Origin of the sequence: Sphingobacterium ginsenosidimutans (assembly GCF_039536865.1) — a bacterium.
In the GTDB taxonomy this organism is placed as follows: Bacteria; Bacteroidota; Bacteroidia; order Sphingobacteriales; family Sphingobacteriaceae; genus Sphingobacterium; species Sphingobacterium detergens.
Genome location: NZ_BAAAZK010000002.1, coordinates 420112 through 433696, shown reverse-complemented (window position 1 = coordinate 433696; position 13585 = coordinate 420112). Strand labels below are relative to the sequence as shown.

Here is a 13585-nt window from a genome sequence, read left to right as displayed (position 1 = left end):
GCCTGATTCTCATCAGACCCTTTCTCTTAGCGTTTACTTGTACAGTAATTTTTATGTTTCTTATCGTTTCCTCTTTTTTGTTTCGTCATCCAATGTTTTTAAAGACAATTGGATTTCACTGTACGACGCCAATTTTTATGTTGAACCTTTCTTTCGAAAGGAAGCTTGTTGCCGTTTTGTATAGTAAGAACAACAGTCGATTTGAAATAGTTTTTGTTAAATTTTATAATTATAATCCAAACTTCCTTGGGTAATAAGATAATGATACCATAAAATATTGGGTTAAATTGTTCAAATAGCCAGTGGTGAACTCTGAGCTGCTTTGTCGAAAATAAATGCCCTTATTTTGTTTCAAAAGATCATAAGCGGCTAATTTAAATTCCAAATTATTGCCTTTTAATACACGGTATGAGGTATTGGCATTCCATATCAACACATGGTCGTTTGAAAAAGTAGATCTGCTGTACCTACTGTTCACATTGCTATTGATGCTCCACTTTTTGGACAGGGCAAGGCTTGCACTAAGTCCCGTACTAAGAAAATGGGAAGAATAATATAAGAATCCATTCTCTTTGTCACTTTGTTTGTTAAATTGCCATGTATTAATAAAACCAAGTACGATATGATCAATATTTGTGTAATAAGTATTCAGGTTGAGATTGCTACTCCAATTATTTACTTCGCGTTTTATTCCATCCATGTACTGATAGTTATTACCTTTACTTATATTTCCTCTAAGACTGAAGTTAATGGACTGCTTCCTCCGTAGCGCAACTGCTTTTTCAACATTATACCCTACATTAAATACATAAGTTGGGGCTGTATTCTGGATCGCATAATACTGTATCTGATTGGTCTTGTTGGTGATACTGTCAGCAAATCCATTGTGGACCCACGTAAACGATGGCGATAAAGACATGATTAGCCCATATTGTTTGGATTGTGAAAAACTCAACAATGCGGAAAGAACATGCTTGTTGACCTTCTTTAGCTGCTTAGCTCCAAAATAACGAAAGGATGGATTGATATTATCATAAAACGGGCGTAACCGATCCAGTTCAGGATAATCCTCGTTGTATTTATATGAAATACTTGCTTTTTGCTGGTAGAAATTGACCCGTGAAAAAAAATGTTCTACGCTTATTTCAGGTAATATGGTGACGAAATGCTGCTTTATATTTCTAAATGCTAAGGTAGACTCGTTCTTTTCTCCTTGCCAGCGTGTACCCAATTGCATATTTAAACTCAAGTGACTATTTTTTCGCCCCACTAGATTTTGTGAATACAAGGAATGTTTATAGGTAAGGGAGGGCTGATATATCCATCGGTTAAATTTCGATTGATGGGTCAGTGAATCTTCAATTACCATGTCGTTGTCCCGAACTAAATTGTCGCTTGCAAGATGTTGAAGACTGAGGTGCTGTTTAAAACCAAAATTTTTATAATTGATATTGATCTTAATTATCTGATTTATTTCCTTCTCATGGGGCATGTAAGCACGCACCAGATTTCGGCTTTGCGCTGAATCAAGATAATTGGTAAATTGACTTCCTACCTCCCTGTGTCCTTGGTCTGTTTGTCTATTTATTTGGTAATCAATATAGAAAGAGAATGGGTCAAAGAAGTGCGTGGCCGTTTTACCTTTTATCGGTGATGCTATTTTATTTTGTATACTTATACCAGTCTGAAAATTAATATAGTCTTTGTTATTGGCTGATTGGCGAGATTCTTTGTTAAACGATTTGTTATTGGTATAATCATATTGGGTACCGGATTGCCCTGAAGAGGAGTTTTCTTCTCGAAAAAAATCAAGTGTACTATTCATGGAGATAGGCCGCTGACGAAAGTTGTTTGAAAATTGATGCGTGAGACTCCCGTTCAATCGTTTCGATGCATCATTATAGGCGCTTGTGGATGTACGGCTATTGTTTAGTGGGTTTTCTTCAGCAATAAGTTTGTTAATTGCTGAGTCTCTGATTTCGCGCTGGCTGTTATTATAAAATAGATTGGCTGTAAATATATTATTCCGGTTTGTTTGACCTGTTGGTAAAAAATCATGTTGATAACGTGCGCCAGCTACTGTCTGTCTAGTTATCCCTGGACTTAGAAAGTCAGAGCTAAAATCATTATTTAAACCTACTCCCTTGAATGTGGTATTTTCTAAAAGCTGGTTAAGATCAACAATATTCTTGTTGCTATTATTTTTGGAAAAAGCCAAAGTGGCTTGACGCTGTTTATCGCCATAATTGGCAGTGAGGTAAGTGTCGTGTCGTTTATCAGTACCATAGCCAGCTGTGAGATTACCAAAAAACATTTTTTCACGACCATCTTTGAGTACGACATTCATAGCATAGTTTTTATCGTCGGGATTTTGGAGCTGCTGAGTCTTTTCTCGGCTGTCATACACCTGGATTTTCTTTACAGCGTCTTTTGCAATATTTTGGAGAGCAATAGATTTGTCGCTTCCAAAAAAAGGCTTTCCATTGACCCAAATATTCTGAAGCTCTTTACCATTATAGGTAATCTTATCATCACCCCAAAGCATGAGCCCAGGAAGTTTGTGTAGTAAATCCTGGACAACAGCATTGCTGTCCAATTTGAAAGCATCGGCATTAAACTCCAGTGTATCTCCGTTCATCCGGACAGGAGGCAAAATTTCTACAGTATCCAAGTGATTGTCCCTTACCGACATGTTGATTTTACCCAAATCCAATACTGAGCGTGCGGATAACCGTACGATTTTGTTCATTTTTGAATACCCTTGATGCCTCCATTCGATCACAAGATTTTTATGAAGAGGCAAATCTTCGATAACAAATTTACCATAACGATCAGATAGAGCTATCTTGCTTACTTTGTCCTGGCCCATTTCGAAAACAGATATGGATGTGGATTGTAAATAGGTGGTATGGACTGAATCGATCACAACGCCTTTTATAGACTGCGCATAAAGCGCCAGACCTGCAATTACAAATAAAAATGTTACCAACCACTTGGCCATATCTTAAAATGAATTCAGTTTAAACTTAACAAGAATAGGGTTTTTAGACTTGATCAAGTTCGCATGTCCTTTTTTCATCGTATGATTCTCTTCATCCGACTTGTTGTGGGCCGAGCCTGTTTCATTTGGATACAGAATACTGTATAGATATTCTCCATCGCTAAGTAGATAATCATTCCATCCAATAATCGGTAGATAATCATTACTGGCATCCGGCATAATATTTTTAATAGCTAGCACTTCTTGATTATTCGTGTTAACAGCGATCCATGAACGATCCCCGCCATAGGTGATAAGTTGTAATAGTAAATAATCTTTGTAAGATAAAATCTGATTGAAGCCCAAGAGTTTTTCTTTGTTCTCCATCATGAACTTGTCAAAGCCAATTTGATCTTTAATATTATAAAGGAGTGCCGTGTCGACAGAAATATCTTTTGGAAAAATAAATTTATAGACTTTTTGAATTCCTTGTTCACCGAGTTCAAACAACTCGTAATTATTGGGGAAATTGGCGAATGCGCTATGATGTTGCATATTTGGCTGAGATAGGGTTCTATCTATATTTCTAGAGATGGCATACGGATTTGATTTATGGTAAGTGATTACCGCTTGGCCATTATATTGTAACGCTGTCAAATCCGAACTCTTTTCTTTTGGCTGCCAAAAAGACCAGACGGTATTGTTAAGTGTTAGAGAATCATTTGCCGTATTTGTTACCGCTGGGAGATCTATTACCGTATGTTGTCCTTGATTACTAAGCTTTACGGCGAAATGAACTAATCCCAAGATAAACCCACCACTGGAAGAAGTAAGCGTTTGCATAGGTTCCATTTGAGGAAGCTTAAAATCAGCAGACTTAAACGTATTGGTTATTTTTCCAGCATTGTCCATCAGGGAAACTTTTGCATTACCATTAGACAAAACAGCAATCGTACGATCGGAAATCTGTACCGCATTGATATAATTTATAAGGTCAGCTTTCTTGTCTGCGGAAATGGGTAAATATTGCAGATCAGAAATATTGTGCTGGACCAGACCTCCTGAAGCATGTTTTGGTGAAATCCGAATCTCTTGAATAGGTATGTTGGGAGAATAGAGCAATTGCTGTCCTTGTACGGTTGAGGCGCAAAATAGCACACCGAGAAAACTGAGCACTTTCATAAGGGTAAAATAGACTTGATTAACTTAATTTGGTTTATTTTTTATAACTATATAAGAAAATTTATTGAGTAAGATACAAAAGTGCAGATATAGAATCAAATTATTTTATAAAGGCCGATAGATATTTCAAAAACAAACCTTACCCTTTCTACAGCAGACTTTGCGCTTGAGCATTATGTTGCGGTAACGACAGAAGGTGAATCAGCAGGAGTAGAGCAGTTATTTGCCGAAGATTTCAGCCAAAAAGTTCAATCGGCAAATGCAAAGACTAACGGCCGTAATGAAGTCGTTAAATACTTGAAAAAACAAAAAGGAGAGCGCTTGAATTGTACAGTAAGTGCTTATATTCTCGAAGAGTCAGCAGATTATATGGTGGCCAAAGTAACCCTAAAATTTGAGAACTTCACCAAGACTGATCTTGTAACTTTGGTACAGGAAGGTAACAGTTGGAAAGTATCCAATTCGATCAATTCGCATAAGTAGCATCTCATCTCTGGTGGTTTGCCGGCCATAAAGAGACAAATAATGTTTATGTATTAAAAATCAGATAGGTTTTTATTCTTATTTTTTAAAATTTAGCGGCCTTATTTATCATTACCTTTATTGGGACAATTATTTCTACGGATGGCTTTATACTATCTAATCCTGTTGTTCCTGGAGATTACATTCAGGTACCAATGATGGCTTTATTTCTGGTATCTGTGGTGCTCCGACAAAAAAAGGTGACCCATACCAGCGAGAAGTATCAGGAAGGGACGAGGCTGACAACATAAATAGGGGATAAAGCATAAAAAAAGAAAAGCCATAGAGTTTTTTAGAACAAAAACACTTATTCCATCCTGAATTAGTGCGTTGTAGTAAAACATTATGATACGATTTAGACTTTTTTAGTTTATATTCTGTAAGCTACTACCGATGACCGTGATGTCGTACTTTTAGGTCTATTTTGTCACAGATATTTACAAAATTTGTGACAAAAATAAAATCCTTTGCGATCAATTAGTGGTAAATAATCTAAATGAAATAATATGTCACCATTTTTTTGATTTTATAACATTTAATTTGATTGGTTATAAATTATAAACTTGCAAACCCTATCTGTTTAAATAATGAGGAAAATTAGCCTAATTCTTTTTATAGCTTTAATATCATATATTACTGTCCATGGACAGCGACTTATTAATTCTGCGGATTATCCAATACAAAAGATTCGCGTAGTTATTGAACAAGCTCAAGGAGGAACAGTTTCTGAAAATATAAGGGGCTTAAAGTATATATTATTAAAGGGAAACAAGAACAATCTAGTCGATTTCATTTCTGATTTTAAGGTATCCAATGATAGGATCGGTGTGATTGGTTCTGTCTCGAGTGGCGGTTCGTTCTACGTATACGATAAAGAAGGCGAGTTACTGAAGAAAGTAAACAAGAATGATACTGGTATACATAAAGACAACAGCGGAGTATTCTACAAAATTGATAAAGAAGGAGAAGATTTTAAACTGACCTCTGGAAATCTAGTTTCTCAATATCTCTTCAGCAAGAATGGAGATTTTTTAGATACTGTTAAGACTAATTACCTTGCAGGACTGCCTCCGAAATATCTCAGGTTAAATGATAAAAGCCATTTTGAATATAAAGGACCTTTTTATTGGAATGGACGTAAGGACAATAATGTTCTTTTGCTAAATGATTCAGCCCTAATTAAATTTAATTCTCAGGATACAAACACGACATATTATAGTATGTCGGAAGGGTTTTTTAAGTTAAATGAGGAAATAGCGTATTTGAGTATTGCACAAAAAAATCAAATTTATGAATTGGATAACACTGGTGTAAAACAAATTTATGATTTTTCGTTTCCAATGAATAATACTCTTCGTGAGGAAGATAAATTGAAATTTAAGAATATGAATGATTTGATAAATTACTTGTCAGACCACTCCTCTAAAATAATAGAAATTGGACGGGTAGTTCGATTTAAAAATTATTTAATCTTCAGTGTAATACTCGGTTCGGGACCTAATTGGTTAGCCTATGATGTCGCCAGTAAAAATATTTACAATTTAAGTAATATTGTGCCAGATAAGTCAAATGATTATTTGAGCTTCCTAAGTAATAATTATTTGGCAACGGATGGTGAATTCCTATATTCAATTATATATCCACAAGATATACGCTCTGCTATAAACAAATCTGAATCTGAAAAGCATACTATGCACAAAAGCTATTTGGACTTACAAAAATCAAACAACCCACTACTTGTTAAATTTCAGTTGAATTTATGATTTTTAGAAGTATACTATGCTTTGCTTTGCTATGTTTTTGTATGAACAATTGTTTTTCGCAAACAAAAGTACAGGGCGTAATTATTGATTCGGCCAATAATAATATCCTACGTGCGGTTTCTGTCGCGCTCTTTGAAGAAGGAAAGAGCACGGTGGAAAAAGTAGCAATTACAGATAAATATGGAAAATTTGTTATAGAAGCTGCTCCCGTAGATAAACCGCTTATCTTGGAGTTTTCATTTGTTGGTTATGGGTTAACACGAAAAGCCTTAAAGTTAAAAAAAGATGAATTCCGTGATCTCGGTCAAATCAATATGCCTTTTTTGGAAAATAAGTTGGAGGAAGTTGAGATTATAGCACCAGTTCGGATGAAAGGAGACACGCTAGAGTTTAATGCAGATGCTTTCAAACTGGATTCTAACGCTGTCGTGCAAGACCTTTTACGGAAACTTCCGGGTTTGGTGGTATGGGGAGATGGGGCAGTGACTTACAATGGAAAAGAAATTCCACAAGTCTTAGTAAATGGAAAGCCTTTTTTTGGCGCAGATATGGGGATCGCATTGCAGAATATTTCAAAAAATGCTGTTCAAAAAGTCCAAGTGTACGACAGTCGTACAAAAGAGATAAAAGATCAGGATCCTGAGAATCATAAATATGAAATGAATCTTGTTCTTAAAGATGGTCAAGATCATCTTTATTTTGGGAATTTAAGTATTGGTTCTGGTACAAAGAGCAGGTATCAAGGACAATTGAATTTCAATAAGATGACGCCTAAGTCGCAAGCGACAATTGCTTTTTCTAGCAATAATGTCAATAAAGATTTACAAAATATTGATCAATTACTTAAAAACTCAACATTCAAAGGTGTTGGGATTAATTCAGATTTTAATTCAGATTTTTTACGGGAGGGTACACTTAAACAAAGTGTACTGGGGGGACGGTTTCAATATGATTTTGCAGGGAAGAATAATATTAATTTAAAAAACTTGATTGTTTCGGACGTCCTGGCAAAGAATAATATTACTCTAATAAAAAATGAGTCGAATACGACATTGTTGAATAGTGACAATATGGATAATAGTAGGATGACTAATTCTGAGAATAAAAATGAGTTAAAAGATTATCAGGCCAATGTGAGTTACAATAATATGGTAGGAAATCTAATGAAAAGACCAATTAACTTGCAAACCAATCTAAATCTTCGTAAATCTAAGGAAGATAATGAGCAAAATTCTCTTTCTAAATATAATTATTCAACTAATCAACTTGAAAATAATATAAAAAATCATAGTCTGTTTGATTCGGACGATTTGGGCATTAGTGCATCCATGATACTCTTAAATAAGAGTAATCGAAATGCTCTGGGGGATTTAATGAAAAAAGAAGATTTTTGGGACCGTATTTTCTATCAACTGGATTTTAAAGGTAATGTAGGGGAGAATAGATTGGATGCTCGAAAAGAGAATAACCATATTAATCATTTAGATACTGCACAGAATAAGATAGTTGATAGAACATATACAGAAAAGGGTAAAAGAAAGAATGCATTTATTGATTTATCTGCGAAAGAAAACCTTATTGGAGTCGAATTTGGCGTGAATTTGTATGTATCAGATCAAAATAATAGAAATACTATTTATGATCAATCTAAAGGCACTACTGTTTTAAATGAGGATCTGTCACATTTGTCTGATAATAAATTAATTAAATTAGAGCCTCGTATTGGCTTTCAAAAATACCTTTGGAATAAAAGACTTTATGGTCGAAACAGCTCTTCTTTTTTACTTAAGTCAAAAATTGGTTTTCGTAATTATCAGGAGAAGAATACTTCGACTTTAGATTATCGCAATTTGACCCTAAAATATTCTTCCTTTTTACCAGATTTACAATTGAATTACCGCTATACCAAAACTAGCTTTTATACAAAGACTTTAAATTTCCAATACAATTATAATGAGGATTATCCTTTAGTAAATACCCTTCGCCCTATTTACGATAATATCAACCCCGCCTATCGGTATTTCGGAGCTGGCAGACTGTTGAAAAAGACAGGTATTCACCTTTTCAACATTAATGGAACTTATGAAGAACAAAAACAGTACGGTTACAATGCGTCTTTTGGAATTACCTATCGTAGCTATGAAAATTCACAGATTGATAGTTTAGTTTATGCCAAAGATCAATTGCAAGCCTATATTGGTCAACTTGATAATAAAGTAGGTGCTATTTCAGGGGATTTGAATATTAATAAACCTTTTTTGATAAATAAAAACCAGACTATTAATGTTAAATTGGATGGAAATCTGACTAGGGCGGACCGTTATCAATATATAGATCAGGAGCTCCAATATATGAAAGTTAACAGTCAGTCTGTCAACCTGAATCTGTATTATACTGCTAACAGTGTATTTCAGATTGGCTGGACCAATGGTGCATATCGGTATGAAAGAGTAGATAAATTAAATAAAAACTCTAGCAATAACTATAATTCACTTACATGGAGGTCCACCTATAGTATGGCTTATGTCCTAGCTACTCGTTGGGCCTTTAATAGTAGTCTAACAGATCTTTTCAACAAATCAAAAGATTTTAAAAATAATGCACTAATCTGGAATTTTGACGTTTCGTACCGTACGTTAAAAGGTAATAATCTGGAAATAAAACTATCAGCAAATGACTTGCTGAAACAAAATAAAGGAATTTATTTTCTCAATGGATTGACAGAGTTCACTAACGGTTCACGTAATATTTTGACAAGTTATTATATGCTGACCTTATCCTACTTTCCAAGAAAATTCGGAAAAAAAGATTGAGAATTGTATTTACTATAGTGTTTTAGTTAACAAAAGCTTTTTTGAAAAAAACGACTTAACTCTTTGTGATTTGTTTATGTAAATAAAAAAAATATTTTTTATTTTAAATATGTCACCGATTTTCCTGAAAATATATTGTTATTTAACGTATTGATTAACCATATGCTTTTTTTGGTTTAATTATGTGCGTGATTTTATGAAATGTATTGTATTGTTTTGTTTTGCCTATTTAATGAAGGTATTATTTCTTATTTAGAAATTAGTAAGACGTGATATATTGAATATGATGTTATCGTGAATGTTTTGTGAAAGAAAAAGCCAACACTATTATAAATTTTTAAAATATGAAAAAGAAAATCAAATTAGACGAATTAAAAATTCAAAGTTTCTTAACGGAACTGACACCGGAGCTTGCTAATACTGCAAAAGGTGGTGATGGAGATGATACAATTAGTAAAATAACTACAATAATTGTTACCTATTTGGCGGAATCAGCGACTAAATCTTTGTTTCCTTTCAAGTGCGATACAACAACCACGACAACCACGACAACTACAACAACAACAAAAGCGCCGGCGGTAATTTTGTAAAATAGGAGTATTAAAAACATTATATAACAATATATAGTGTTGGCTTTAAAAAAGTAAAATGGTATGAAAGGTGTAGCCTTATTGAGCTTGAGAGCATTTGAAAAACTTCCTGATGCAATGAAGGACCTTTGTGTTTTTAATACTAAGGGTGAATTTTATGCAATGTACAGCGAACATTTTGACAATGAAGTTTTTAATCGTGACGTAGATAAGGATTTTGTCTTGGTGAAAAGACTATCTTTTTCAGTTAATTATAGAGATAAAACACTGGTGTTTAATAGACTGAGTTTTTCAGATGATTGCTTCTTTTTTTTCGGATCTGATTTTTGTGGACAGGTATTGGAAGTTGGTGAATCGGTAGCGGATTTTAAGATTGGCGATTTAGTCATTGGAGATAATTCTTACAATCCTAATGAAGCATTTATCCAAGGTATTCCAAGTTCAAATTGTTCAAAAGAAATAGAGAAACTGCATAAGTCTAAGCTATTCAAGATTTGTAAAGGTCTTTCGCCTACAGATGCTGCTGTATTGTCAGTTAATGTTCAAACCGCTTTTAATATATATCGTAATCTAGGGTTCCCATCAGGGAAACTTATCTTGATTACCTCTGGACGTTCTCAGGTTTCCTTGTATTTATTGCAGCTGCTGAGTAGAGAGAATTCTGTAACTGTGGTATGCTCATGCGGAGATAATTGGAGTGAATTATTGCCCGGATTACAGTTTAAAATTGTTTTTAAAGACTCCGAAGAAAATAGTATCATACTGGAAAAACACGAATCTTTTGATATTATTTTCGATCCATTTATAAATCAAAATTTGCCGCAGCTCCTGTATTTATTAAGATTTTCAGGTACTTATGTATTTTGTGGGCTGAATCCTTTTCTAGAAGAAGAATGCAAAATGTCTATTAATATGTTCTCACATATGATAAAGAATAAAATTAATTTACTTGGACAATGTTTAGGTGAGTCGATCGATTTAAGTTGTGCAATTGAAGAATATAAAAATAACAGAATCACTGCGTTTAGTTCTCAAGTTTACAAAGCGGATAATTTAGCTGAGTTTCTGGATGATAGTTGGAATCATAAATCTGGCATCGGTCGTCCTGTTTTTTTGTTTTAACCTATGGAAATTTTTGAATACCCTTTGCTCCGAATTTGTGGAAGCTCAATTAACAACTTAAATAAATTTGTTGCTACTGAATGCTACAATAAAGTACTAAATGTATTAATCAAAAGAAAAGAGCTACAAGTATTGTCTAATAAAATTGTAGCAGAATTAGAATCTCTTTTTTCAAAAAATATAAGTAGCAATGAGAAAAATTCGCTCAGTAATATTAGGAATAGAGTTTGTAAGATGTTGGTAATCAAGAGAAAAGATGAGCTGAATATTATCCAATTTGAGCAACTGGTGAGAGATATTTCACTTTATAACAACGCTATCAATGAATATAGGTTATGTTCGGAATTGGTGGAAATTGAGCTAGATCAAACTTTTAAAAAGTTTACTGAAACGTTTCAGGAAACCATTTTGGAGATGAAAGAATTTAGTTCAGCTATTTTGCTGTCGAGTTTACCTCTATTTAATGATTTAAATAAATATGTTCTAAATTTAAAAGTTGAAAGAAAAACGGAGATATCTCTTTTCAAATATTTTTTAAGGTACGTCACGAAGACTTCTCCTTACAGTGAATTTACGCACACAAATTTTAATAGAATTTTATGTGATAAATTTTGTAAGATTTTGACGGCTGTTGGTGAAAAAAGAAATTTAATTACACTTAACTTATATCTCCGCACCGTATTATTTGAACTAATAAAGAGAAATGAACGTTTTTTTCCAAAACTTGATGTTAATCTTAACAAGACAATTACTGATTTTAATAAACATTCATCTATATATATCACTAACCTGAATAATGTTGAAGAGGCGCATATTTTTGATAACTCGCCAATAATATGTGAAATCTTTAATGTTTTTTCCGAAAAACCTTCAATGAGTATTGAGTTATTATCAGAAATCCTGATTGAAAACGTTGAAGTGGATTATTCTGATCTGTTAAAATATCTTTCGGATTTGGTGGATAAAGATATTTTAGTTGTTACAAATTTTCATTTTCAAGAAGAGGATAATTGGCTAGAATTGATAATTATAGAATTGAAACGCCTATTCCCTTTCGAAGAAAATATGAATATTGTTAGCAGGGAGCTTTCGGATATTCAAGGTTTTATCGAAGATTACGAAAAGATAATTGATCCTATTGAAAAGAGTAAATTGTTAGATCGAATTATTAATTCGTATTGTACAGGAATTGCGTGTTTAATTAGAGATGACGATGATGCAGTTAAGCAATTCTATAAATTGTTCAAGGATAGATTTCTGTACGACAAAACAATTGAAGTTACACTAAGCGATGATTTACCCACTTCTTTTAGGTATTTATTAAAAAATGTAAAGAAATCACAGTTCATTTATGAGGATGTTAAATCGCCATACACAGTCTCCATTAATAATCGACAAATTACTTCTATTGTAGATTCGCTTGACAAATTGAATAGGGTAAATTTAGCGTATGCGAATAATTTCATAGATGTCCCCACAGCTCTTTGGACGGCATTTATTAAGAATAATGCGGATTTGAATCAGAAGCCATTCGTACAAATGTACCATGATTATTGGCAATTGGACAAAAGGGATGAATCATTAAATGGAGGGATAGATTTATCCGGGAACAATTGCGAAATTTTAGACTTACTTGTAAATGAGAGTCTAGATAACGATGTTTTACATATTAAGTCTAAGGATTTTGAGATTAGAGATGATTTATTAGAGTCATCCTATACTGTTTTTACACAGCTTTTTTTGGAAGGTATTGAACTCAAAGCGGTATTGAATTCGGATATTTTCGAAGGATATGGAAGACTATTGGGCCGCTTCTTTAATAGAAGGACAGCGAAAGAGGAACTTGTATTGGAAGAAATGAGGAATTTTAATTTGTCGAAGAATAACGCTGAGATGTTAGTTCAATTATCTCATCCTTCGGATTTTAATGCAAATATCCATCCAGCCTTATTAGAAAGTAAATTGACACATAAAGAAGAAAAAACGAGTATTACAAATGTGTATCTTAAGGATTTGGTTGTTAGATATAATCAAAAAACAAGGCGATTGGTACTCTGTAACAAGGTTTTAAACAGAGAGGTGAAATTTATTGATGTAGATTTACAGGCACAAGAGGCCCGGCCAACGTACTTCAGATTTTTGATCCACTATTTCTCTGTACTAAAAACAGAAGGGGTTCAATTTGTTGTCCAACGGATATATAAACTTAGAGAGGAAGCGAACGCAGGGAAGAACGTAAGTGTATTGCCAAGGATAGTTTTGGACAATAATATAATATTAAGAAGGAAATCATGGAAGATTTCCCAAGATATTTTAGATCAAATAATCAATCAGAGTTTTACTCTATTTTTTATAAAACTTGTCGAAATTTCACTGGAATATGGGATTGATGATGTCGTATTTGCTCAAATTCGATATCATAGAAACCGAAAGCCGTTTTATGTTGACCTAAAAATACCCATTACAGTACGCATTCTATTTGATTTTTTAAAGAGCAATAAAGAGCATGACCTGTATTTAATGGAAATGCAACCGAGTTCTGACTCCTTGTTTTTCAACGAATCAGGAGATCCTTTTGTTACTGAACATATTTTAGACTGGAAAAATTAAGTT

The 13585-nt window shown here is 33.5% G+C and carries 8 protein-coding genes; 6 read left to right on the top strand and 2 right to left on the bottom strand.

Annotated features, from left to right (window positions below):
* Window positions 1-229: 229 nt before the first annotated feature.
* Entirely contained in the window at window positions 230-3001 is a 2772-nt protein-coding gene (locus tag ABFX33_RS01625) for a TonB-dependent receptor (RefSeq protein ID WP_346083876.1), read from the bottom strand.
* Between the two features lie 3 nt (window positions 3002-3004).
* Window positions 3005-4162 (bottom strand): hypothetical protein, encoded by a 1158-nt coding sequence (locus tag ABFX33_RS01620; RefSeq protein ID WP_346083875.1) that lies wholly within the window; start codon window positions 4160-4162, stop codon window positions 3005-3007.
* Window positions 4163-4279: 117 nt separating this feature from the next.
* Here ABFX33_RS01620 and ABFX33_RS01615 point away from each other — a divergent pair, with 117 nt between their 5' ends.
* From ABFX33_RS01615 to ABFX33_RS01590, 6 genes are all read left to right on the top strand, one after another.
* Window positions 4280-4645 carry a nuclear transport factor 2 family protein gene (locus ABFX33_RS01615; protein WP_346085462.1) on the top strand — a complete coding sequence of 122 codons (366 nt, stop codon included), beginning with the start codon at window positions 4280-4282 and terminating at the stop codon, window positions 4643-4645.
* A 626-nt stretch (window positions 4646-5271) separates the two neighbouring features.
* The gene (locus ABFX33_RS01610; RefSeq protein ID WP_346083874.1) at window positions 5272-6447 is read left to right on the top strand and encodes a 6-bladed beta-propeller; all 1176 of its coding nucleotides are present in this window, start codon (window positions 5272-5274) and stop codon (window positions 6445-6447) included.
* Between the two features lie 41 nt (window positions 6448-6488).
* Window positions 6489-9260: a hypothetical protein gene (locus ABFX33_RS01605; RefSeq protein WP_346083872.1), complete on the top strand. Its 2772-nt coding sequence runs from the start codon at window positions 6489-6491 to the stop codon at window positions 9258-9260.
* 344 nt (window positions 9261-9604) lie between these two features.
* Window positions 9605-9850, top strand: coding sequence for a pinensin family lanthipeptide (locus ABFX33_RS01600; protein WP_120259745.1), 246 nt, complete (start codon window positions 9605-9607; stop codon window positions 9848-9850).
* Window positions 9851-9913: 63 nt separating this feature from the next.
* Window positions 9914-10972, top strand: coding sequence for an alcohol dehydrogenase catalytic domain-containing protein (locus ABFX33_RS01595; protein ID WP_346083870.1), 1059 nt, complete (start codon window positions 9914-9916; stop codon window positions 10970-10972).
* 3 nt (window positions 10973-10975) lie between these two features.
* A complete protein-coding gene (locus ABFX33_RS01590) occupies window positions 10976-13582 on the top strand; it encodes a lantibiotic dehydratase (RefSeq protein WP_346083868.1) in 2607 nt (868 codons plus the stop codon).
* Window positions 13583-13585: the final 3 nt, after the last annotated feature.

What these genes read in the sequence shown, in the direction of transcription:
- ABFX33_RS01625 (WP_346083876.1), bottom strand. Translation starts at nt 3,001, where the DNA reads ATGGCCAAGTGGTTGGTAACATTTTTATTTGTAATTGCAGGTCTGGCG.
- ABFX33_RS01620 (WP_346083875.1), bottom strand. Translation starts at nt 4,162, where the DNA reads ATGAAAGTGCTCAGTTTTCTCGGTGTGCTATTTTGCGCCTCAACCGTA.
- ABFX33_RS01610 (WP_346083874.1), top strand. Translation starts at nt 5,272, where the DNA reads ATGAGGAAAATTAGCCTAATTCTTTTTATAGCTTTAATATCATATATT.
- ABFX33_RS01605 (WP_346083872.1), top strand. Translation starts at nt 6,489, where the DNA reads ATGAACAATTGTTTTTCGCAAACAAAAGTACAGGGCGTAATTATTGAT.
- ABFX33_RS01600 (WP_120259745.1), top strand. Translation starts at nt 9,605, where the DNA reads ATGAAAAAGAAAATCAAATTAGACGAATTAAAAATTCAAAGTTTCTTA.
- ABFX33_RS01595 (WP_346083870.1), top strand. Translation starts at nt 9,914, where the DNA reads ATGAAAGGTGTAGCCTTATTGAGCTTGAGAGCATTTGAAAAACTTCCT.
- ABFX33_RS01590 (WP_346083868.1), top strand. Translation starts at nt 10,976, where the DNA reads ATGGAAATTTTTGAATACCCTTTGCTCCGAATTTGTGGAAGCTCAATT.